Source organism: Afipia dichlorophenoxyacetatis (genome assembly GCF_055386385.1).
The window spans coordinates 1,302,721-1,325,599 of record NZ_AP029250.1 but is presented as its reverse complement, the minus strand read 5'-3'; the positions used below and the strand labels follow the sequence as shown (position 1 = coordinate 1,325,599).

Here is a 22,879-nt window from a genome sequence, read left to right as displayed (position 1 = left end):
GGAAGAACCAGTTGAAGCTTGGTTTGCAAGGTTGATGCCAAGCCCTGTCAGCTCGGGGAAAGCACGACTCCAGCATTCACAATTGTCTGATTGATATGCCAATCCTTAAGGCAAACGACAGCGCGGCCGCTGTCGGCATCAGTACGGCGCGCTTTTAAGCATCGAAACTGCCTCCAAAATAAGCACGTCGAATAGACGTTGCACACGCGTTCCACGGCTCAAGGCCAGAGGAGTGGTGACACATTATATATGCAGCAGTGATGCACGATTGAGTTCACGTGCCGGACGATCGCTCTCCCATTCGGCGCGCAAATGACCCGGATGCGATCGATTTCAATGGAGTAACCATCCCTCAGCACAAAGAGGCGATCAACGCGGCCATTGGCACAGGCGTTGCATAAGATTTAGCCATCGAAGTTCAGAGGGAATGAATCTTATGCGTATCGTGAAGTCTGCAAAATGGCGTGCTGCGACGGCCATCTTCGCATTGGCCATCGCCTCGGCAGCACTGGCTCATTCTGCCAGTGCCGAAACCGTTTTGCGTATCGGCATGACCGCGGCCGACATTCCGCGCACGCTCGGCCAGCCGGATCAGGGGTTTGAGGGCAATCGCTTCACCGGCCTGACAATGTACGACGCACTGACCATGTGGGATTTGTCGTCCGACACGAAGGCTAGCGTTGTCATTCCAGGTCTTGCAACGGAATGGGCTGTTGATGCGAATGACAAGACGAAGTGGACATTCAAGCTTCGACCGGGCGTCACGTTTCATGACGGTTCGCCGTTCAATGCCGATGCTGTGGTCTGGAATGTCGAGAAGGTCCTGAAGACCGATGCGCCACAGTACGATGCAAGTCAGGTCGGCGTGACCGCCTCCCGCATGCCGACGCTCGTGTCGGCGCGCAAGATCGACGACATGACTGTCGAACTCACCACCAAGGAACCCGACAGCTTCCTGCCGATCAATTTGACCAATCTGTTCATGGCAAGCCCGACCAAGTGGCAGAAGCTCTACGACGCAGCTGAAGGTGCGGACGCCAAAGCAAAATCGCAAGCTGCGTGGGCTGCCTTCGCGCGCGACGCATCGGGCACAGGCCCATGGAAGATGACAAAGTTCACGCCGCGTGAACGCCTCGAGCTCGCGAAGAACGAGAACTACTGGGACAAGGCACGCGTACCAAAGACCGACAAGATGGTCCTGCTTCCCATGCCGGAAGCCAATGCACGCACCGCTGCACTGCTGTCGGGCCAGTTGGACTGGATCGAAGCGCCCGCACCCGACGCAGTGAAAGAGCTCACGCAGCGCGGTTTCAAGATCTACAAGAACGAACAACCGCACGTCTGGCCCTGGCAGTTCTCACGCATCGAAGGTTCGCCATGGAACGACATTCGCGTGCGCAAGGCAGCCAATCTCTGCATCGATCGTGATGGTTTGAAAGACGGATTGCTCGCTGGCCTCATGGTCCCCGCAACAGGGACCTTCGAACCAGGGCATCCGTGGCGCGGCAATCCGACATTCCAGATCAAGTATGACTTACCCGCCGCGCAGAAGCTGATGCAGGAAGCTGGCTTTGGTCCGAACAAGAAGCTCTCCGTGAAGATCCAGACCTCGGCCTCAGGCTCGGGCCAGATGCTGCCGTTGCCGATGAACGAGTATCTGCAGCAGGCTTTGGCGGAATGCTACTTCGACGTTCAGTTCGATGTGATCGAATGGAACACGCTGTTCACCAACTGGCGGCGCGGCGTGAAAGATCCGAGCGCCAACGGCACGAACGCGATCAACGTGACCTATGCGGCGATGGATCCATTCTTCGCCATGGTCCGCTTCCTCCAGTCGCAGATGGCGCCGCCGGTGTCGAACAACTGGGGCTTCATCAACAATCCCAAGTTCGATGAACTGGTGAAGAAGGCCCGGCAGACATTCGATCCGGCTGAGCGCGATAAGGCCCTTGCCGAGCTGCATGCTGCTTCCGTGGACGATGCCGCATTCCTGTTCGTTGCCCACGACGTCGGCCCTCGTGCAGTGAGCCCGAAAGTGAAGGGGCTCGTGCAGCCGAAGAGCTGGTTTGTCGATTTCTCACCAGTGACGATCCAATAATTTCGAAACACTCGGCGGACACACCGGATTGCCCGCCGCTGCAACATCAATCGGCATCATCGCTCCAAGTACGGCGATGATGCCGGCGACTTATGAATTCTGAAGGTGACCCGTGCTCGCATATACCGCCCGGCGCATTGTCTACGTTATTCCCGTGATCCTCAGCGTCGCGCTGGTTTGCTTTCTGCTCGTGCACATCACGCCGGGCGATCCACTGGTCGCGATCCTGCCCGCCGATGCGTCGCAAGAACTCGCGAACCAACTGCGTGTCGCTTATGGATTTGACCGCCCGCTGCCAGTTCAATTCGGCCTATGGCTCTGGAAAGCCGTGAACGGCGATCTCGGCACATCTATCGCCACAGGACGGCCTGTGCTGTCGGAGGTGATGCGTGCCGTCAGCAATACCGTCATGCTCGCCATTGCCGCAGCAGCTATCGGGTTTTCGCTCGGATTGTTCTTCGGCCTCATCGCCGGCTACTTCCGCAACACCTGGGTAGATAAGGTGGCAACCTCGATTGCCATCGCCGGCGTGTCGGTGCCGCACTATTGGCTCGGCATGGTGCTGGTGATCATCTTTTCCGTGCAGCTCAACTGGCTGCCCGCGGTCGGTGCAGGTCCCGGCGGCTCCGGCGCGTGGGCCTGGGATTGGGAGCATATCCGCTATCTCATTCTTCCTGCGATCACGACATCGGTCATTCCGATGGGCATCGTCACGCGCACCGTTCGCGCACTGACCGGCGATATCCTGTCGCAGGATTTCGTCGAAGCGCTGCGTGCCAAGGGCCTTCATGAGACGCACGTTTTTCGCCACGTCATCAAGAATGCAGCGCCCACCGCGCTCGCCGTGATGGGGTTGCAGCTCGGCTACATGTTGGGCGGATCGATCCTGATCGAAACCGTGTTCTCGTGGCCGGGCTCGGGGCTTCTTCTCAACTCGGCGATCTTCCAGCGCGATCTGCCGCTGCTGCAAGGCACGATCCTGGTGCTCGCGTTGTTCTTCGTCATTCTCAATCTGCTGGTCGATATCGTGCAGGCGTCGATCGACCCGCGCATCAAACGAAGCTGAGGAACGGACCTATGGTCACAATGACTGACACAGCGGTCCAGGCTGCACCGGTAACCAAGGCGCGCGGTTACTGGGCGACCGTGGGACGTCGCCTGGTGCGCGACAAGGTGAGCATGGTTTGCGCCATCATCCTGATCGCGATTTTCGTCTCTGCGGTGATCGCGCCATGGCTTCATCTGGCCGATCCATATCAAGGGTCGATGATCCGCCGGCTCCGCTTTATCGGCACGCCGGGCTATCCCCTCGGCACTGATGAACTTGGCCGCGATATGCTGTCCCGCCTGATCTATGGCGGCCGCCTATCGCTGGTGATCGGCATCCTGCCAGTCATCTTAGCCTTTATCATCGGAACATCGTTGGGACTGATCGCGGGCTATGTCGGTGGAAAGCTCAACACCGCCATCATGCGCACCGTGGACATTTTCTACGCGTTTCCATCCGTTCTGCTCGCCATCGCAATCTCCGGTGCACTTGGCGCCGGTATTGTAAACTCGATTGTGTCGCTGACCATCGTCTTCGTCCCTCAGATCACGCGCGTCGCTGAAAGCGTAACCACAGGCGTGCGCAACATGGACTTCGTTGACGCAGCAAGAGCTTCAGGCGCAGGACCGTTCACCATCATGCGCGTCCATATGCTTGGTAACGTCCTCGGACCGATCTTTGTTTACGCAACGGGGCTGATTTCCGTATCGATGATCCTGGCAGCAGGCCTTTCTTTCCTTGGTCTCGGCACCAAACCGCCGGAGCCGGAATGGGGTCTGATGCTCAATACGCTGCGCACCGCAATCTACGTGAACCCGTGGGTCGCCGCGCTGCCCGGCGTGATGATCTTCGCGGTCTCGATCTGCTTCAACCTGCTCAGCGACGGCATGCGCAGCGCAATGGATATCCGGAACTGACGCCATGACAAATCGAGCGCAACCTATCGACATGCTTGAGCCGATCGAGGATCTCGGTGGCGAAGCCCAACCTCTTCTGCAGGTAACCGGCCTCACCAAGCACTTTCCCGTTCGCGGAGGACTCCTCGGTAAGAGCAAGACAGTGCGCGCCGTGGACAATGTGACGTTCTCCATCGCCAAAGGCGAAACCGTCGGCATTGTCGGCGAGTCCGGCTGCGGCAAATCCACCACCGCGCGCCTGCTCATGCATCTCATGGATCGCGACGCCGGTGAATTCGTCTACGACGGCATGCTGGTGGGCGGCGCGCTTTCGTTGCGCGAACTACGCCGCGCTATGCAAATGGTGTTTCAGGATAGCTACGCGTCACTCAATCCACGGTTGACGGTCGAGGAATCGATCGCTTTCGGCCCGAAGGTTCACGGCATGAGCGACGCGGACGCCCGTGCCCTCGCCCGCGAACTGCTGGGCAAGGTCGGGCTCCGGCCTGAAGTCTTTGCCAATCGCTATCCGCACGAAGTTTCCGGCGGCCAGCGCCAGCGCGTCAACATCGCACGCGCTCTCGCTTTGTCGCCGCGCCTCGTCATTCTCGATGAAGCAGTGTCTGCACTCGATAAATCGGTCGAAGCGCAGGTGCTCAATCTGCTGGTCGATCTCAAGCGCGAGTTCGGACTGACTTATCTCTTCATCAGCCACGACCTCAACGTGGTTCGCTACATCTCGGACCGCGTGCTGGTGATGTATCTCGGCGAAGTCGTCGAACTCGGTCCTGTCGATCAGGTCTGGGACGCGCCGGCACATCCCTACACGCGCGCCCTGTTGGCTGCGATGCCGTCATCCGATCCGGACAAGCGGACGGAAACACCGCCGATTACCGGCGATCCGCCCAATCCCATTGATCCTCCGGCAGGTTGCCGCTTTCATACGCGCTGCCCATTCGCAGAGCCACTATGCTCACAAGCCGGACCAAAGCTGACAGAGATCGATAACATGGGTCACCAGGCCGCCTGCTACATGGCGATTCCAAACTCGGGCCACAGCCGCGCCCCAACAACACAAGGATGATTTCGTGAGTAAAAGACCGACAGCCGAAGAGATCGCGGCCACAGCCAAAGTCGCCGGCATTCCTGTCACCGCAGACGTCGCAACCCGTATCGGCAATTCCATCGGACCAGCCTTTGAGGGCTTTGCGCCGGTGTCCGGCACGCTGCCGTTTGATCTCGAGCCATCAACCTTTGTAGCTGTCCAGTTGGCGGGAGCACGCAAGTGAACGATCAAGCCCCCCGCACAACAACTGAACCAGCTCTGATGTCGCTGACAGCGGTTGCGAAAGCAATCGCATCAAAGAAGCTGTCATCGCGCGAAGTCACCCAATCATGCCTGGACCGCATCGCACAGTGGGAGCCGGGCCTCAACTCCTTCATGTCGATCGAGGCTGATGACGCCCTGAAGGCGGCGGATGCAGCCGATGCAGCCCTTGCGGCCGGAAAGAAAGTCGGTCCGCTGCACGGCGTGCCGCTGGCACACAAGGACATGTACTACGAAGAAGGAAAGGTCGTCACCTGCGGTTCGCTTATCCGCAAGGACTGGGTTGCGACGACGACTTCAACCGCGCTGCAACGCTTGAAGGACGGCGGCACCATCCGCACCGGCTCGCTGCATATGGCTGAATTCGCTTATGGTCCCACCGGCCATAACTCCAATTATGGCGCCGTCCATAATCCGTGGGGCTACGATCACATCACCGGTGGATCGTCATCGGGATCCGGTGCGGCGGTTGCCGCACGCCTCACCTTCGCTGCACTTGGTTCCGATACCGGCGGCTCGGTGCGAATGCCCGCTCACTTCTGCGGCGTCACCGGACTGAAAACCACGGTCGGCCGCGTCAGCCGCGCCGGCGCGATGCCGTTGTCTCAGTCGCTCGATACCGTTGGCCCGCTGGCACAGACTGCCGAGGATTGCGCGCTGTTGCTTGGCCTGATGGCCGGTGCCGATCCTGCTGACCCGACAACGATCGGCGGTCACGTGCCGGACTATATGGCTGGTCTCAATCTGCCGTTGAAAGACATGACCATCGGCGTGCCGAAGTCCTTCTATGTCGATGATCTCGATCCGGACGTCGCCCGCGTGCTGGACGAAACGCTCGCGGTCTTCAAAAAAGAAGGCGCGCGTGTGGTCGAAGTCGAGTTGCCGGACCAGGGGCAGTTAGCGGCGGCGAGCCAGCTCGTTCTGGCAGTCGAAGCAGCTGCCTTCCATAAAGCCTGGATGATCGAACGCCCACAGGATTACAGCCCGCAGGTCTTGATGCGCCTGCAGAACGGCCTGTCTGTTCCCGCCATCACGTATCTCGAAGCGATGCGCTGGCGCGGGCAGGCTCTCGCCGAACATCTGGCGGCGACAAAAGGGATCGATGCCGTGCTTGCGCCGATCTCGCCGGTGCCGGCACCGACCATCAAGGACAGCGACGTAGGCGGCGAGCCTAGGGCCGCAGCTGTGCTCCAGAACCTCACCCGCTTCACGCGCCCGATCAACTACCTTGGCCTGCCTGCGCTCGCGATCCCTTCCGGGTTCTCGCGCAATGGCTTGCCGATCGGCCTACAACTGGTTGGTCGGCCATTCGATGAGGCGACGATCCTGCGCATCGGCGCGGGCTTCCAGCGCGCGACTGATTTCCACAACAAGATCCCGGAAAGAGCATGAGCAATCTTGTCGAGATTCGCGATCTCAATGTCCGCTTCACCGGCGAACGTACCTCCTTCGCAGTGAATGGCGTCAACCTCACCCTAGGTCAGGGTGAGGTTCTCGGTCTGCTCGGTGAGTCCGGCTCGGGCAAGAGCGTGACCTTGCGCGCGCTGATGCGGCTGTTGCCGAAGAAGCGCTCGATCATCACGGGACAGGTGCAGGCCGCTGGCCGTGATGTGCTGGCGTTGAATGACGATGAGCTGTCTGCTTTTCGCGGACGGACGGTCTCGATGATCTTTCAGGAGCCTGCACTCGCCCTCGACCCGGTCTATACGATCGGCCAGCAGATTGCCGAGAGCGTGATGCGCCACGAGGGCAAGAGCCACAAGGACGGAATGGCTCGCGCTCTGGAGATGCTCGATGTCGTCCGCATTCCTTCCGCGAAGCGCCGGTTAGAGGCCTATCCACACGAAATGTCCGGCGGCATGCGTCAACGCGCCATGATCGCGCTGGCGCTCGCTTGCAAACCGAAAATCCTATTGGCCGACGAACCGACCACCGCGCTCGATGCAACGGTCCAGATCCAGATCTTGTTGCTGCTGCGCGAACTGCAGCGCGAATTCGGCATGTCGGTGATCTTCGTCACCCACGACATCGGTGTGGCGATTGAAATCTGCGACCGCGTAGCTGTGATGTATGCGGGCCAAATTGTCGAGACCGGCACCTTGAGCCAGATCGTGCGGACGCCGATGCATCCCTATGCGCGCGGGCTTTTGTCATCCACCGTTCACGGCGCCAAACGTGGCGAGCGGCTGGAGACCATTCCAGGCACGCCACCCTCCCTCGACAAGCAGCCGGTCAATTGTTCATTCGCGCCGCGCTGCAGCTCCGCACAGCCGCGCTGCTTTGAAGCGCTGCCACCGAATGTCGAGCTGGCGCACAACCGCGCTGCGCGCTGCATTCTAGCAGAGACGGCGTAACAGCGAGGTGATCGCGTATCCGATCACCCCGCCACCTTTTTGCTGATTACGCGCTTACAGGTTCAGTGCCGCACCACTCCGCAATGAACAAGGCGATCGCCTTGGTAATCCGCTTGGTGGAGGCAAGGCTGGCGCGCTCATCGAAGCCGTGGATGTTCTCGCCAAGACCGCCGTAGCAAAGCGTGGGAATCTTGTCGTACAACGCATAGACGCGAGCATCGAGATACGCCGCCGTCATGAACATCTCGAGCGGCTTGCCGGTCGCCTCCTTATGGGCCCGTCCGAGAACAGCTTCCGCCTCAGAACCCGGCGCCAGGACATATCCTTCCGCCTGGAAGCCATTGAAGACCGTGATCGGCGGCATGTTGTTAAGGAAAGTGTCAGACCTCGCAAATGCAGCGATGCGATCGGTAATTTTGCGCATCGCTTCTTCGGCTGACGTCCCCGGATAGACCGAGACGCGGCAGTCGATCTTGCACCAGCAGGGCACCGACGACGCCCAGTCACCGCCTTCGATCTTGCCGATGTTCAGATTGATCGGATGGTTCTCGTTCTTGAAGTGCTCGTAGTTGACCTTCTCTGCATTCCACTCCGCTTCAAGGCGCCGTAGCTCGCCGATCACGCGATAGGCTCCATCGATGGCATTGGCGCCGGTGCCCATCTGGCGCACGTGCACCGGCACGCCGCGGACTTCGACCTGGAACCACAACACACCGACATTGGCGCGGACGAGTCGTTCAGCCTCTGGCTCGGAGATCAGAGCGGCGTCAGCCTTGTAGCCACGCAGATGCGCCATCAGCGCGCCATTACCGGTCGATTCTTCTTCGACTACGGACTGCACATAGACAGTCGCCGCCGGCTGCAAGCCGATACGACGCAAGGCATCGAGCGCGGAAATATTCGCAGCCAAGCCCACTTTCATGTCCGCACCGCCGCGACCATAGAGCCAGTCGCCCTCGATCACCGGATCGAATGGCGGATGAGTCCACATCTCTGTCGGACCGGTCGGCACCACATCGACGTGGCCTTGCAGGATGAGCGACCGTCCCGTCTCGTTACGTGGCCGGTGAATACCGACGACGATTGGCGCACGCGAGTGCTCCTCGCTGAACGCACCGCTGCCCGGATGACGCTCAAGCGCCTCCTGGTCCATGTCGAAGCGATCCATGGCATAGCCACGCTTACGCAGGGTCTGAAAGACGAAGTCTTGCACCGCATGCTCTTGCGCACGCGTTGACGGAAAGCGGATCAGGTCCTGGCTGAGACTGATCTGTTGGTTGAAACCCTCGTCAACGGACGCAATGATGCGATCGCGAAGGGCGGGATCGAGGCTCATAGATAATATCCTTGTTTCTTCTTCTTGAGGTTGGTTGATGACCACGGGCGGTTGCCCGTGCGTCCTGCTTGATCAGCGGGCTTCTTCGAATCCCGCGAGAACGGCGGTCAGGTTGCTGCCGAGCAAATCCGACAGATACCCGCCCTCCTGAACGAAGACGGTCGGCAGACCTAGTCTTGCGATGGCCGCACCGATACGGCGGAAGCCATCGGTCGTCACGGCAAGACCGGCAAGCGGATCGTGCTCCGAGGCATCGAGGCCGAGTGCCACGACCAGCGCGGTCGGTGCAAACGACGCGATGGTCTTCTGCGCGACGCCGAGCGCCTGCATATAACCGTCGTCCTTGGTGCCGAGCGGCAATGGAATATTCAGATTGGTCCCAAGGCCCGGGCCCGCGCCGCGCTCGTGCGCGTATCCCCAAACGAAGGGATAGAACCGCGTCGGATCGGCATGAATGGAGACCGTCAGCACATCCGGCGATTCATAGAAGATGCCCTGCGTGCCGTTGCCGTGATGCACATCCACATCGAGGATCGCTACGCGCTCATGCTTCAGACGAAGATGAGCCGCCGCTACGGCACTGTTGTTCAGAAAGCAAAAACCGCCGGCCTGATCGCGATAGGCGTGATGTCCCGGCGGACGGCAGAGCGCGTAGACCGTGTCCTCGCCGTCCATCACAAGTTGGGCAGCGGTGGCTGCCACGTCGGTCGCCGCGCAAGCAGCTTCCCATGTGCCCGGTCCCATGGGAGCGGATGTGTCGACCGTATGCCAGCCAAGCTTGCCGACGATGTGACTGGGATACGTCGCTGCATGACGCACCGGATGCATGTTAGGAATCATCTCAGTACCGGCATCGCTGAGAGCTTTCCACTCCTCCCAGGCATCCGCAAGAAAGCGCAGATACTCAGGGCTATGAACGCGCGCGCGCGGACCTTGTCCAAATGCCGTCGGCTCAACCAGCGTGTGCTTACCCGCAGCCAGTCCCTTGAGCAGTCGGTCGGCGCGTTCGGGCTGTTCAGTCGTGCGTTTCACCACACCGCGTACAAGATAGAATTGCGGATCATGGCTGCGGTGGCGTTCGGTATAGACGGCCTTCACAAGGTTTCTCCACTGTCAGACGTAGAAATATTTCGCACGAGTTTGCTCACCTCGCGCCAGGCGACATCAATATGATGGCTGAAGACGGCCTCGATCCGCTCGGGATGTCCTTCCTCGATCACAGCCAGCAGCGTGTCATGGGTGCGCGCGATTCTCGCTGGATCATCGTAAAGACGGCCGATCAGGCCAATGACCATCTGCAACTCCGACGCTAGGTCATCGAACAGCTGCAACAGACGGCGATTACCCGCGATTTCGCAGATCAAACGATGAAAGCGGTAATCTTCTTCGACCTGGCGGGCAGGATCATCAATGTCTGCCATGCGATGAAGGGTGTCGATCTGCTGCTGCAACGCATTACGCGCCGCAGGCGTCCAGTTGCGCGCGGCAAGCACCGCCGCGTGACGCTCAACGCAAATCCGCAGATCGTAAATTTCGTCGATATCACGGGCTTCCAACTTGCGGACGAAGAAGCCGCGACGCGGACTCGCGACCAGAAGTCCTTGCCGCTCAAGAAGTCTGGCGGCTTCACGCACGGGCGCGCGGCTGATGCCAAGCTCACGCGCGATGCCGGCTTCGACGACTTTTGATCCCGGCGGCAGCCGCCCCTGAACAATGGCTTGAGTCAGAATGCGGGCCACCTGACCGACAAGGTGGTTTTCAGCCAGTGAAGGCAATCCAACTGGAGGGGATATGAGCCGCATGAAAAATCCCGTTTGATCCATGTATAAGATTTAGTCGTCGATTGTCGACAGTTTAATCTTGCGGCATCGTTCAAGACTGTGTCAGCCTGCTTCCAGCAAAAGGTGGACAATGATTGCAACTGCTCACGCACGTCCTGAGACCTACGACAACAGCACACAGCAAATCCGGATCGACCTTGCTGCGGCCTATCGGCTCATTCATCGGCTCGGCCTTGATGACAGCATCTACACCCACATCTCAGTGCGCCTTCCGGGGCGACACGATCGCTTCCTGATCAATCCCTACGGCATGCGCTTCGAGGAAGTCACCGCGTCCAACCTTGTGACTGTCGATCTGGATGGCAAGATCGTCGACGATCCGCTCGGTCTTGGCATCAATCCCGCAGGCTTCACCATTCACAGCGCCATCCATTCGGCGCGTCATGACGCGATATGTGTGCTTCACACCCATACGGTCGCTGGTGTCACCGTCTCCTGTCAGGCAGAAGGTCTGCTGCCGCTCAACCAGTGGTCTATGCAGTTCACGGATCGGCTCGCCTATCATGATTATGAAGGCATCGCGCTTGATCTCGATGAGCGCCAGCGCCTGATTAAAGATCTTGGCGACAAGTTTGTCATGATCCTGCGCAATCACGGCCTGCTGACGTGCGGACGCTCTGTCGCAGAAGCTTTCAAGCTGATGCACAACATGGAGCGCTCATGCCGCGCACAGCTCTCGATTCAGGCGTCGGGCGGAAATATCGTTAAGCCGTCCGCTGCTGTCGCCCTCAAGACCGCGGGCCAATATGCAAGTTTCTCCGACAGCATTGAGATTGAAGGAAAGCCGGATACGGAATGGGCGGCCTTCAAACGGATGCTGGCTCGCACCGATCCGGATTTCATGAACTAATTAAAAAAAAGCGCATTGCTGTCAGTCCTTATAGAGAGAGACCTCATGCTGAAGAAGATCGTGGCGGGCTTCATGTTGAGCTGCAGCATCAGCGCAGCCGCGCTTGCGCAGGAACCGAAAATGGGCGGCGTCATCAACGCGGTGATCCAGCCTGAACCGCCGAGCCTGATGCTGGCCATGGTCCAGAATGGCCCGACGCAAATGGTCGCCGGGAACATCTATGAGGGCTTGTTACGGTACAGCCCGAAGCTCGAGCCTCAACCGGGTCTTGCGGAAAGCTGGACCGTCAGTGACGACGCCAAGGTCTATACCTTTCACTTAAAGAAAGGCGTTACCTGGCACGACGGCAAGCCGTTTACATCAGCAGACGTGCTGTTTTCGATCGACATGCTCAAGCAGACCCACGCACGCGCCCGCGGTAACTTGGTGCAGGTCGACAAAGTCGAAGCTCCAGACGACTACACTGTCGTTTTCACACTGAAGCAGCCCTTCGGTCCATTCATTGGAATCTTTGAAGTCGGCTCGATGCCGATGTTTCCAAAGCACGTTTATGAAGGCACCGATTTCAAAACCAACCCGGCCAATAACACGCCTATCGGCACCGGGCCCTTCATGTTCAAGGAGTGGAAGAAAGGCGCTTACATCCACCTGGTGAAGAACCCGAACTATCACGTGAAGGGAAAGCCCTACATCGATGAGATCTACTGGCAGGTTATTCCTGACGCAGCGGCGCGCTCGGTTGCCTTCGAGACCGGAAAAGTCGACGTTCTGCCAGGCGGTTCGGTCGAGAATTTTGACGTCCCGCGCATCAGCAAGCTGAAGAACACGTGCGTTACCGGTGCAGGATGGGAATTTTTCTCTCCTCTCGCCTGGATGTGGCTCAACAACCGCGGCGGCCCGACAGCGAACAAGAAATTCCGCCAAGCCATCATGTATGCGGTCGATCGTGAATTCGCCAAGGACGTGATCTGGAACGGATACGCGAAGGTCGCAACCGGCCCGTCCTCGTCAACGCTGAAGTACTATACGGCTGACGTTCCGAAATACACTTACGACCCCGCAAAAGCCAAAGCACTGCTGAAGGAAGCCGGCTACAAGGGTGAGAAGATTCGCCTCCAGCCCCTGCCCTACGGCGAAACCTGGCAGCGCTGGGGTGAAGCTGTGAAGCAGAACCTGCAGGATGTGGGCATCAACGTCGAAATGATCGCAACCGACGTGGCGGGTTCTAACCAGCGCATCGGCGACTGGGATTACGACATGGCCTTCACCTATCTGTACCAGTATGGCGATCCTGCGCTTGGTGTCAGCCGCAATTATATCAGCAGCCAGATTTTCAAGGGCCAGCAGTTCAACAACGTCGAAGGTTATTCCAACCCAGAGATCGACCAGTTGTTCGCTGATGGTGCAGTGGCAACGCCGGATTCGAAGCGCAAGGAGATCTACGAGAAAGCGCAGAAGATCCTCGTCGAGGACGTGCCGGTGGCGTGGCAGCTCGAACTGCAGTTTCCAACCATCACGCACTGCCAGATCAAGAACCTGATCACAACTGCGATCGGTGTGAATGATGGCTTCCGCGATGCATGGATTGACAAATAAGCACGGCAACAATCCTATATTGATGCGTAGTCGCCGAACCACTTCCGATTGGGACGTCACGGACCTCTGATGCTGTCATTCATTGCCCAGCGGCTTGTGAAGGGCGTCGTCGTCCTGCTCTGTATCGTGGTGTTGAACTTCTTCCTGATCCGGCTCGCGCCTGGCGATCCGGCGGTTGTCATGGCCGGAGAAGCCGGAGCGAGCGATCAGGTTTTCGTAGAGCAACTGCGCGAGAAATTCGGCCTCGACAAACCTCTGCCGGAGCAGCTCTATCGTTACGTCAAGGGCATCGTCACCTTCGACCTCGGCTTCTCGTTTCGGCAGCAAATGCCGGTGTCACAGCTGATCCTTGAACGATTGCCGGCGACACTTCTGCTGACCCTGACGGCGTTTGCAATCTCGCTGATATTCGGCGTTCTCTTCGGAATGCTGGCAGCGCGGTTCGCCGGAACCTGGGCCGACACCGCGATCACGGTGCTCGCCCTCATATTTTATGCGACTCCGTTATTCTGGCTCGCTCTGATAGCGATCCTTGTGCTCTCGGTCTGGCTGGATTGGTTGCCGAGCTTCGGCTATGAGACCGTCGGCGCCAATTACACAGGCTTTGCTCACGTGCTCGACGTCGGCGCGCATCTCATCATGCCGGCAATGACCATCGGGTTCTTCTTCATGGCGACTTATACGCGCATGACACGCGCGTCGATGCTCGAGGTCAAACGCCTCGACTTCGTCAAGACAGCCCGCGCCAAGGGCGTCAGTGATGCCATCATCCAGCGTCGCCACATCCTGCGGAATGCACTGTTGCCCGTCGTGACCCTCGCGGGGCTTCATTCCGGAACGTTGATCGGGGGCGCCGTAATCACCGAGACCGTTTTTGCATGGCCTGGGATAGGCCGCCTGATGTACGATGCACTGATCCAGCGCGACTATAATTTGCTGCTCGGCGTGTTCGTGGTCTGCTCCGCGATGGTGCTGATCTTCAACCTCATCACCGATCTCGTTTATCGAGCGGTCGATCCGCGCATCAACTACACATCATGAAAAAGCTCGCGAAACAAATGTTGCGCAGCCCCAGCGGCATAATCGGCTTGACGATCCTGCTGCTCGCCATTCTTGTCGCTGTCGTCGGCCCGTTGATATTTCCCAACTCACCATGGCGCATGGTGCAGCGGCCATTCATTCCGCCGTTCACGCTGCCGACAGTTCCGCTTGGAACGGACGCGCTCGGCCGCGACGTCCTGGCCGGCATTATCTACGGCGCGCGGGTCTCTCTTCTTGTCGGCATGGTCTCGACGCTGGTTGCGCTTGCTGTTGGTGTGCCGTTGGGCGCCACCGCAGGGTATTTCGGAGGCCGAGTCGATGACGCCCTGATGCGGCTGACCGAGTTCTTTCAGACCATTCCGAGTTTTGCGCTCGCCATCGTGCTGGTCGCGATCATGCAGCCGTCGATCTATTCGATCGTCGCGGCGATCGCAATCGTCAGCTGGCCTCCAGTCGCACGGCTCGTGCGCGGCGAGGTTCTGTCGCTGCGAACACGGGAGTATGTGCAAGCGGCAGTGGTCACTGGCCAGACCAATAACTGGATCATCTGGCGTGAAATTTTACCCAACGCGATCTCTCCCGTGATTGTCCTTGCCTCACTGATGGTCGCAACCGCAATCCTATTGGAATCGTCATTGTCATTCCTGGGCCTCGGTGACCCGAACCTGATCTCATGGGGCTACATGGTCGGCGCCGGCAGAACGGTCATCCGACAAGCCTGGTGGATCACGGTATTTCCCGGCGTTGCCATCCTGCTCTCGGTGCTGGCGATGAACCTGATCGGCGAAGGCCTCAACGACGCACTTAATCCTCGCCTTGCGAAGGACGGACGTTGATCATGACCTCCAGCCCCGCCGTCACAATCAAGGACCTTAAAATCGCATTGCCCGCGGGCGGAGACCGCCCTTATGCGGTCGATGGCGTCTCGCTTGATTTGACGCCGGGCGAGATCGTCTGCGTCGTTGGCGAATCCGGCTCGGGCAAATCCATGTGTGCCCACGCGCTCATGGGCCTCCTCCCCGGCAACGTGAAAAACGAAGCGGGAGAGATTGTGTTCGAAGGCCGCAACCTTCTCTCACTCGACGAGAATGCCTGGCAGGATGTGCGCGGCCGCCGCATCGCCATGGTGTTTCAGGAGCCGATGACGGCGCTGAATCCACTCATGCGCATTGGCGATCAGATCGCCGAAGTCTTCGAGGCGCATGGCCTATTGACGCCGAAGCAGCGAAAACAAAAGGCCATCGATCTCGCACGCGAAATCGGCTTGCCTGATCCCGAGCGCATCGTGCGCGCCTATCCGCATCAACTGTCGGGCGGACAGCGCCAGCGCGCCATGATCGCCATGGCTCTGGCGCTCGAGCCTTCGGTGCTGGTCGCGGACGAGCCTACCACCGCTCTCGATGTCACGACCCAGGCTCAGATTCTGAAGCTGATCCGTGATCTGCAGCGTACCCGCAACATGGCGGTTCTCTTTATCACCCACGATTTTGGCGTGGTCGCTGATATCGCTGACCGGATTGTCGTACTCCGGCATGGCAAAGTTGTTGAATACGGGGCAGCGCAAGACGTGCTGTCGCGACCGCAGCACGCCTATACCCGCGCATTGCTCGCCGCCGTTCCTTCGATGCATCCGCCGCAGCGCCCGTCACTGGTCGAGCGGGACCGAGCCGTTGACGTCATCGGTATCGAGAAAACCTATGTGACCAGCGGTGGCTGGTTCCAGCCGGATCGCAAGGTCCAGGCTGCCAAGGAAATCAACTTCGCCATTCATCAGGGCGAAACGCTCGGCCTTGTTGGCGAATCCGGCTCGGGCAAATCGTCCGTCGCGCGGCTTGTGATGCGGCTGATCGAGCCCGACCGCGGCACAGTCCGGATCGGTGACATCGCCCTGACCGAAATCGAAGGCAAAGAGCTGCGCAAGCAGCGCCGCCGGATCCAGATGATCTTTCAGGATCCGTTCGCGTCGCTTAATCCAAGACGCAAGATCGGACAGATCATTACCGATGGTCCAATCGCCCACGGCACGGATCCTGCTGCTGCCCGGCAGCGTGCTAAGGACCTGCTCGGAATGGTCGGGCTCGATCCCGGCGCGATGGAACGCTTCCCGCACGAATTCTCCGGCGGACAGCGCCAGCGTATCGGCATCGCGCGGGCGCTCGCGCTCGATCCGGAAATCATTGTTGCCGACGAAGCCGTCTCAGCTCTCGACGTTTCCGTGCAGGCTCAGGTGCTGAACCTGCTGGAAGATCTCAAGGGCCGTCTCGGTCTATCGATGCTATTCATTACCCATGACCTTCGCGTTGCTGCCCAGATCTGCGATCGCATCGCCGTGATGCAAAAAGGTTCGATTGTCGAGTTAAAGCCGACAGCCGCGCTGCTTGCAGCGCCGGAGCATCCCTATACGCGTGAGTTGTTGGCCGCCGTTCCGGGGCAGAAATCACCATCGCAAGCAGCCTGAGCAATGCACTGCGTTCTCTTAAGCGAAACTCTCGATCTGCGAGACTATCTCGCCGGTATCATTCGCGAGCTCGACCACATCACGTTTGTGGATCAGCGCGATCAACACAGTCCGGACAATATCCAGCTCGCTGTGGCGTGGCACCCCGCGCACAACGCCTTCGATTCCTATCCCAACCTGAAGGCTGTCTGCTCAATCGGTGCGGGCGCCGACAATATCCTCGCCTCCCCCAGCCTTCGCCATGGCATCGACGTGGTGCGAGTGGTTGATCCTGCACAGGCGGCGATGATGTCCGGCTTCGTGCTCTGGCACGTCATCTGGCACCAGCGGCGTTTTGCCGCTTATTTCGCGCAGCAACGGGAACGCGTGTGGCAACGCCTCTCCCAGCGAAGGGCGCGGGACGTGCCGATCGGCATTCTGGGATATGGCGAGATCGGGCGTCGTGTCGCCGATGATCTCAGAGCGCTCAGCTTTCCAGTCAACGTCTGGAGTCGCACGACGAAGTCCGTGCCGACCGGCGTGACAGCCTATCATGCAGCCGAAGGGCTTTCGGCAATGCTGAATGAAACGGAAGTCCTGATCAATCTCTTGCCGCTTACACCGGAAACAAGAGGAATTCTTAATCTCACAACATTCAGAAAGATGAAACGCGGCGGCTATCTCATCCAGGTGGGACGCGGAGAACATCTGGTCGAGAAAGACTTATTGACCGCACTCGACGACGGTCAGCTTGCCGGAGCTTCGCTCGATGTGTTCTCGGCAGAGCCCTTGGGCGATGAACATCCCTTCTGGACTCACCCCAAGATCATCGTTACGCCACATGATGCGTGCGATGTCAGCATGAATGCGATCAAGACCACAATTGCGACGACAGCGGACGCGGTCCGCACTGGCCAGCAGGCACGCCACGCCATCAATCGGGAGCGTGGCTACTAGACATCCCGGGTATCCAGAGACGCGACGAAAGAACGTTGTGTCTCAGGCCAGAGCTTCGGGTCGTTTAACTTCGATCTCGACAAACGCGATCGGATGCGGCGATCCATTCATGACGTCGTGCTCGACACCCGACTGCCGCATGTAGGATTGACCGGCCACGAGCGGCACATCGGTGACGTCTTTCCCATTGTGGATTCGCAAAGTCCCATCCACCAGCATGATCACGAAGTATGGCCATCCGTGCTTGTGCCATCCCGTCACCGCCCCCGGCTGGAAATCCCAGCGGGTAATACGCATCGTGTCGTTATCTTCCTGAACGGTCGGGACCGCGGGAGTGTCACACTGAAAAGCCATCGATTCATCCTGGGCAAAGATTTGCGCCGGATCACGACATACTTTTACCAGCGGCGCAATATTGGGCTTGTCATGGCAACCCGACAACAAATGCACCGGCTGAAGCGTTTCGTTTGCCCACTTCTGGCGCAGATGACCGGATTTTATGCACCATGACCGCACAAAATCCGCGCGAACTACGCTGCAGCTGGCGCTCCACCTCGATCGAACTGGCATCGCCTTTGCATCCAATATGCCTGCCGTGGCTATATAAAGGATCCCTGATGTCGTTTCGTGTATCGAAAAGGAATTTTCTCAAGAGCACTTCCGTCGCAAGTGTATTTCTCGCGCTTACAACTTTTCAGTCGATCGCGGCACCCGCTGCGTGTCCATCTCCGATCCCGCTCGGACTAACCACGGCACTGACGGGAAATCTGGCGCTGCTCGGCACTCAGGCGCGCAACGGCGTAGAATTCGCCGTCGACGAGATCAACAAAAACGGCGGCATCGACGGCAAGCAACTCAAGCTCGCAACAGAGGACACCGGCGCATCCAGCACAGACGCATTGAATGCCATGAACCGGATCCTTGAGGGAAAACCTGTTGTGATCTTCGGCTCGATGATCAGCCCTCACGTCTTTGCGCAGACCGAAGGCGTCAGCAAATCCGAAACGCCATTCCTGGTGGGGGCGACGAATGCCAAGGTCACGGCACAAGGCAGCAAGTGGCTATTCCGCACCCATGTGCATGACGGACAGCTCGCCGACCTCATTCCGCAATATCTCGTCACATCCCTCGGTAAGAAAAAGCCTGGCATCATGGCCGTTGCCGACGACTACGGCCTCGGCGCGTCGAAAGGCATTCAGGCCGCGCTCGCCAAGCTGAACGTAACGCCCGTCGCGGTGACCTCGTATGCCCCGTCCGACAAGGACATGAGCGCACAACTGCTCGAAATCAAAGACAAGGGCGCAGACAGCCTCATCCTTTTCGGTCGTCCGGCCGATGTCGCGCTCGTCATGAAGCAGATGAGCGAACTCGGGATCCAGATGACGACAATCGGAAACGCCAGTGTCGTTGCGCAGACGACCCTGAATAACTTGTCCGCTGCGGAAGCCGACGGTGGATATGCCATCGGCGGCATGATCCCACAGACTTCGACTGATCCGAAAATCGTCGACTGGGCAAAGCGCGTCCAGGACAAATACAAGGTACCGGCCGACAACTTCACCGTCGCCTACTACGACACGGTGTATCTGATGAAGAGCATCATCGAAAAAGTCGGTTGCGACAAAGCCGCCATCCGCGACGCATTCGCTGCGACCAAGGACTGGCAGGGCATGTTCATCACCTACACCGCTGACGCCCCCGGCGATCTGGCGCATACGCTCGGCATCTACCGCAATAAGGGAAAGACACCCGAGCTGGTCGGACCGATCAAGGAAGCTGGATACTAACGGACGATGGGTCAGCTTGTCGTTAACGGCCTCGCGCTCGGGAGCATTTACGCTCTCGTGGCGCTCGGGCTTCTCATGATCTTCAACACCGTGCAGATCGTGAATTTCGCACAGGGACAGCTGCTGATGCTGGGGGCATTCATCGGCATCAGCGGTGCGGTCACGCACGAACTGCCGGTGGCAATGTCATGGGCCATTACCGTTATCGCGATGGCATTGGTTGGCATCATTTTCATGGTGCTGGTCTATTTTCCTTTGCGAGGACGGCCGCCGTTTCTCGTGATCCTGACGACGATCGCAATGGGCATCGTTCTGGAAAACCTGGCTCTCATTGTGTGGGGGCCGCTTCCAGTTTCTCTCCCCTCTCCTGTGCGCGGACCGCCGTTACGTTTCGCCGGCGTCGTGATCTCGGCGCATCAATTGTTCACTTTTGCCACGCTCGCCGTGATCCTGCTGCTCCAGTACGTCATGCTGACGCGGACACGGTTTGGAATCCTAATGCAGGCGACGGCGCAAGATCTCCATACGGCGCGTCTGGTCGGCATTCCGGTCAGCCGGACCATCGCCGTGGCCTTCGCATTTGGCGCCGTTCTTTCGGGAATTGCAGGCCTGCTGGTGGCCCCAATCTTCCTGGCTGAGCCGACCATGGGCGGGAGCCTTGGCCTGAAGGGCTTTGTGGTCAGCGTCATCGGCGGCTTCGGCAATTTGCCCGGCGCCGTGATTGGCGGGCTTTTTCTCGGCCTGATCGAGACTTTCGGCGCGCGCTACATCTCATCGAATTTCCGCGATGCCTACGCCTTTATCGTCATGATCGCTGTTCTCGTCGCTTGGCCCCGTGGGCTGTTCGGCGAAAAGAGCAGCGAGAAGGTGTGATCGTGAAACTATCACCCATCTCTATTTTTGCGGCTGCGGTCGCGTTGGCGATCCCGCTCGTAACGCGTGACGGCTACATCATTCAGCTTCTCAACCTTGCTATTCTGAATGCCATCGTCGTGCTGGGTCTCAACTATGCGACGGGATGGACAGGCCAGATCAACTTCGGTCAAGCCGCGTTTTATGGTTTGGGCGCCTATACGACTGCGATCGCGACCAAGGCCGGCATTCCCTGGATTGCCGCGCCATTTCTTTCGACCGTCATCGTGATCGTCGCCAGCCTTATTCTCGGCATGCCGACGCTCCGGCTACGAACATACTATCTGGCGATGACCACCATTGGCTTCGGCGAGATCGTCCGGCTGATCATCGTACATTGGGAACCTGTGACGGGCGGCACGTCCGGTCTCAGAGCCATTCCCGGCATCAGCATTCTCGGCTTTGGCCCTGAAGGCCAGGTTCAGCACTTTTATGTTCTGCTCGCGGCTCTTGCGATCGCGGTCATTGTCGCCATGCGCATCCGCAACTCGACACTCGGGCGAGCCATGATCGCAACAAAGGACAGCGAGATCGCCGCCGAGCAAAGTGGCGTCGATACCGTTCGCATCAAGCTGATGGCCTTTATGATTGGCGCTGTTTATGCCGGCCTCGCGGGCTGTCTCTATGCATCCTCGATCCGCTTCGTCAGCCCCGACAGCTTTTCCGGCACGCAAGCTGTGCTGCTGATGACCATGCTGATCATCGGCGGCATGGGATCGATCCCCGGCTGCATCATCGGCGCATTGGTGCTGACACTGCTGCCGGAGGCCTTGCGATTTCTCGGTCAATGGTACCTCGTGCTTTACGGGCTTGGCGTCATCTGCGTCATCGTCCTGGCGCCCGGCGGCCTCGCTTCGCTCTCGTCGCTCGTGAGACTACGTGGGGCCACCGCACGATGAGTACCGCTCCCATCATCGCCGCCCGCGGCGTCACACGCCGGTTCGGCGGGCTCGTGGCCCTTGATAACGTCGACCTCGATGTTCCGCGCGGCATCGTGCAAGCTGTGATTGGGCCGAACGGGTCCGGCAAGACCACGCTGCTCAATGCGTTGAGTGGCGCCTCCCATGCCGATGCCGGATCGATCCGCCTCAATGGCGAGGAAATCTTTCGGCTTAGGCCGCACAAGATCGCCCGGATCGGTCTTGCCCGCACGTTTCAAAACATCCGTCTGTTCCCAAACCTCAGCGTCCTCGAAAACGTCAAGGTGGCCGCAGCCTGCCGTACGCCGACGCCGATCTTCAGCATCATCACATCCGCAAACCGGCAACGGCAGAACGAGGACGAGATCGAGCATTCCGCTCGCGAAGCACTACGCCTCGTGGGGCTGGAGGCTCGTGCCGGCGATCGCGCCAATCAGCTTCCTTATGCGCAGCAGCGATTGCTCGAAATCGCCCGCGCCCTTGCATCGAAGCCCAGTGTCCTGCTGCTGGATGAGCCGGCCGCCGGCATGAACATGACCGAGAGCATGACCCTGCTGGAAACCATCTCGAAACTCAAAAGCAGCGGGATCACCGTTCTGTTCGTGGAACACAATGTACGCCTGGTGATGGGTATCAGCGATCGCGTCGCCGTGCTCGATTTCGGTAAAAAGATTGCCGAAGGCACACCCGCTGAAGTGCAATCCAATCCCAGAGTGATCGAGGCTTATCTCGGCAGGCGGCATAGCCATGCTTAAAGTCGAAGACCTGCACGTTGCCTACGGCCACATCGAGGTGCTCAAGGGCATCTCCTTCAGTGTCGAGCCCGGAGAGATCGTCGCGCTGATCGGTAGCAACGGCGCAGGAAAAACCACGACGCTGAGTACGATCTCCGGCCTGCTGCGGCCAACAGCAGGAAAGATCTTCTGGCAGGGCGAGCAAATCCAGGGATCGCCCATTGAGGCGATCGTCGGCTCCGGACTGGCACACAGCCCGGAAGGCCGGCGAATTTTTCCGGGTCTCACCGTGCGTGAGAACCTGATCACCGGCACCGCGGCTCGCGCCTATAACAAAAAAGAAGTCGAAGAGGACATGGCGCTGGTGTTCGATCTCTTTCCCCGTTTGAAAGAGCGCATCAAGCAAGGCGGCTGGTCGCTATCGGGCGGCGAACAGCAGATGCTTGCCATCGGGCGTGCGTTGATGAGCCGGCCCAGCCTGCTGATGCTCGACGAGCCCTCCCTCGGTCTCGCTCCAATTGTGATCGAACAGGTATTCGAGCGGATTGTCGAACTGAACAAGCGGACACAACTTGCCGTGCTGCTGGTCGAGCAGAATTCCGCAATGGCCCTTGAAGTAGCAAACCGCGCCTTTGTGCTGGAGACCGGCGCGATCACGCTTTCGGGACTCTCATCCGAACTGGCTGGCGATCCGCGCATTCAGGAGGCGTATCTGGGCGGCTGAGATTAGCCGCCCAGTGCATTG

The 22,879-nt window shown here is 59.1% G+C and carries 22 protein-coding genes; 18 read left to right on the top strand and 4 right to left on the bottom strand.

What is annotated here, in order from left to right; genetic code table 11:
• Positions 1-436: 436 nt before the first annotated feature.
• The 7 genes from ACZ5C3_RS06150 to ACZ5C3_RS06120 all read left to right on the top strand — a co-directional run bounded on the left by ACZ5C3_RS06150 (position 437) and on the right by ACZ5C3_RS06120 (position 7,723).
• Positions 437-2,098, top strand: coding sequence for an ABC transporter substrate-binding protein (locus tag ACZ5C3_RS06150; protein ID WP_464036088.1), 1,662 nt, complete (start codon positions 437-439; stop codon positions 2,096-2,098).
• A 112-nt stretch (positions 2,099-2,210) separates the two neighbouring features.
• The gene (locus ACZ5C3_RS06145) at positions 2,211-3,164 is read left to right on the top strand and encodes an ABC transporter permease (RefSeq protein WP_464036086.1); all 954 of its coding nucleotides are present in this window, start codon (positions 2,211-2,213) and stop codon (positions 3,162-3,164) included.
• A 20-nt stretch (positions 3,165-3,184) separates the two neighbouring features.
• On the top strand, positions 3,185-4,063 hold the full coding sequence (locus ACZ5C3_RS06140; protein ID WP_464038268.1) for an ABC transporter permease: 879 nt from the start codon (positions 3,185-3,187) through the stop codon (positions 4,061-4,063).
• Positions 4,064-4,067: 4 nt separating this feature from the next.
• Positions 4,068-5,126 (top strand): ABC transporter ATP-binding protein, encoded by a 1,059-nt coding sequence (locus ACZ5C3_RS06135; RefSeq protein ID WP_464036084.1) that lies wholly within the window; start codon positions 4,068-4,070, stop codon positions 5,124-5,126.
• A gap of 4 nt (positions 5,127-5,130) precedes the next feature.
• Positions 5,131-5,331 carry a hypothetical protein gene (locus ACZ5C3_RS06130; protein WP_464036082.1) on the top strand — a complete coding sequence of 67 codons (201 nt, stop codon included), beginning with the start codon at positions 5,131-5,133 and terminating at the stop codon, positions 5,329-5,331.
• Positions 5,332-5,369: 38 nt separating this feature from the next.
• Positions 5,370-6,761: an amidase gene (locus tag ACZ5C3_RS06125; protein ID WP_464038267.1), complete on the top strand. Its 1,392-nt coding sequence runs from the start codon at positions 5,370-5,372 to the stop codon at positions 6,759-6,761.
• Positions 6,758-7,723 carry an ABC transporter ATP-binding protein gene (locus ACZ5C3_RS06120; RefSeq protein ID WP_464036081.1) on the top strand — a complete coding sequence of 322 codons (966 nt, stop codon included), beginning with the start codon at positions 6,758-6,760 and terminating at the stop codon, positions 7,721-7,723. Before ACZ5C3_RS06125 ends, ACZ5C3_RS06120 begins: the two co-directional genes overlap by 4 nt.
• A 46-nt stretch (positions 7,724-7,769) precedes the next feature.
• Here ACZ5C3_RS06120 and ACZ5C3_RS06115 read toward each other — a convergent pair whose 3' ends face one another.
• The 3 genes from ACZ5C3_RS06115 to ACZ5C3_RS06105 form a co-directional block, all read right to left on the bottom strand.
• Positions 7,770-9,059: an ArgE/DapE family deacylase gene (locus ACZ5C3_RS06115; RefSeq protein ID WP_464036079.1), complete on the bottom strand. Its 1,290-nt coding sequence runs from the start codon at positions 9,057-9,059 to the stop codon at positions 7,770-7,772.
• A 72-nt stretch (positions 9,060-9,131) separates the two neighbouring features.
• Complete coding sequence (locus tag ACZ5C3_RS06110) at positions 9,132-10,157, bottom strand: histone deacetylase family protein (protein WP_464036077.1); 1,026 nt, start codon at positions 10,155-10,157, stop codon at positions 9,132-9,134.
• Entirely contained in the window at positions 10,154-10,861 is a 708-nt protein-coding gene (locus ACZ5C3_RS06105) for a GntR family transcriptional regulator (RefSeq protein ID WP_464036075.1), read from the bottom strand. The genes ACZ5C3_RS06110 and ACZ5C3_RS06105 overlap by 4 nt, the downstream gene beginning before the upstream one ends.
• A 109-nt stretch (positions 10,862-10,970) precedes the next feature.
• On the opposite strand from ACZ5C3_RS06105, the gene ACZ5C3_RS06100 reads away from it, so the two are divergent.
• The 6 genes from ACZ5C3_RS06100 (at position 10,971) to ACZ5C3_RS06075 (ending at position 17,781) form a co-directional block, all read left to right on the top strand.
• A complete protein-coding gene (locus tag ACZ5C3_RS06100; RefSeq protein WP_464036073.1) occupies positions 10,971-11,750 on the top strand; it encodes a class II aldolase/adducin family protein in 780 nt (259 codons plus the stop codon).
• A gap of 45 nt (positions 11,751-11,795) precedes the next feature.
• Entirely contained in the window at positions 11,796-13,346 is a 1,551-nt protein-coding gene (locus ACZ5C3_RS06095) for an ABC transporter substrate-binding protein (protein ID WP_464036071.1), read from the top strand.
• A 69-nt stretch (positions 13,347-13,415) separates the two neighbouring features.
• Positions 13,416-14,387 (top strand): ABC transporter permease, encoded by a 972-nt coding sequence (locus tag ACZ5C3_RS06090; RefSeq protein WP_464036070.1) that lies wholly within the window; start codon positions 13,416-13,418, stop codon positions 14,385-14,387.
• Positions 14,388-14,404: 17 nt separating this feature from the next.
• Complete coding sequence (locus ACZ5C3_RS06085; protein WP_464036068.1) at positions 14,405-15,223, top strand: ABC transporter permease; 819 nt, start codon at positions 14,405-14,407, stop codon at positions 15,221-15,223.
• Between the two features lie 2 nt (positions 15,224-15,225).
• Entirely contained in the window at positions 15,226-16,845 is a 1,620-nt protein-coding gene (locus ACZ5C3_RS06080) for an ABC transporter ATP-binding protein (RefSeq protein WP_464036066.1), read from the top strand.
• A gap of 3 nt (positions 16,846-16,848) precedes the next feature.
• Positions 16,849-17,781, top strand: coding sequence for a 2-hydroxyacid dehydrogenase (locus ACZ5C3_RS06075; protein ID WP_464036064.1), 933 nt, complete (start codon positions 16,849-16,851; stop codon positions 17,779-17,781).
• A gap of 42 nt (positions 17,782-17,823) precedes the next feature.
• On the opposite strand, the gene ACZ5C3_RS06070 is transcribed toward ACZ5C3_RS06075, so the two are convergent.
• Positions 17,824-18,135 carry a cupin domain-containing protein gene (locus ACZ5C3_RS06070; RefSeq protein ID WP_464036062.1) on the bottom strand — a complete coding sequence of 104 codons (312 nt, stop codon included), beginning with the start codon at positions 18,133-18,135 and terminating at the stop codon, positions 17,824-17,826.
• 263 nt (positions 18,136-18,398) lie between these two features.
• Here ACZ5C3_RS06070 and ACZ5C3_RS06065 point away from each other — a divergent pair, with 263 nt between their 5' ends.
• Genes ACZ5C3_RS06065 through ACZ5C3_RS06045 form a run of 5 tightly spaced genes read left to right on the top strand, consistent with a single transcriptional unit; the run spans position 18,399 to position 22,858 of the window.
• Positions 18,399-19,568: an ABC transporter substrate-binding protein gene (locus ACZ5C3_RS06065; RefSeq protein WP_464036061.1), complete on the top strand. Its 1,170-nt coding sequence runs from the start codon at positions 18,399-18,401 to the stop codon at positions 19,566-19,568.
• Between the two features lie 6 nt (positions 19,569-19,574).
• On the top strand, positions 19,575-20,441 hold the full coding sequence (locus tag ACZ5C3_RS06060; protein WP_464044602.1) for a branched-chain amino acid ABC transporter permease: 867 nt from the start codon (positions 19,575-19,577) through the stop codon (positions 20,439-20,441).
• A 2-nt stretch (positions 20,442-20,443) separates the two neighbouring features.
• Entirely contained in the window at positions 20,444-21,379 is a 936-nt protein-coding gene (locus ACZ5C3_RS06055; protein WP_464036057.1) for a branched-chain amino acid ABC transporter permease, read from the top strand.
• The gene (locus tag ACZ5C3_RS06050) at positions 21,376-22,155 is read left to right on the top strand and encodes an ABC transporter ATP-binding protein (RefSeq protein WP_464036055.1); all 780 of its coding nucleotides are present in this window, start codon (positions 21,376-21,378) and stop codon (positions 22,153-22,155) included. The genes ACZ5C3_RS06055 and ACZ5C3_RS06050 overlap by 4 nt, the downstream gene beginning before the upstream one ends.
• Positions 22,148-22,858 (top strand): ABC transporter ATP-binding protein, encoded by a 711-nt coding sequence (locus tag ACZ5C3_RS06045; RefSeq protein ID WP_464036053.1) that lies wholly within the window; start codon positions 22,148-22,150, stop codon positions 22,856-22,858. The genes ACZ5C3_RS06050 and ACZ5C3_RS06045 overlap by 8 nt, the downstream gene beginning before the upstream one ends.
• Positions 22,859-22,879: the final 21 nt, after the last annotated feature.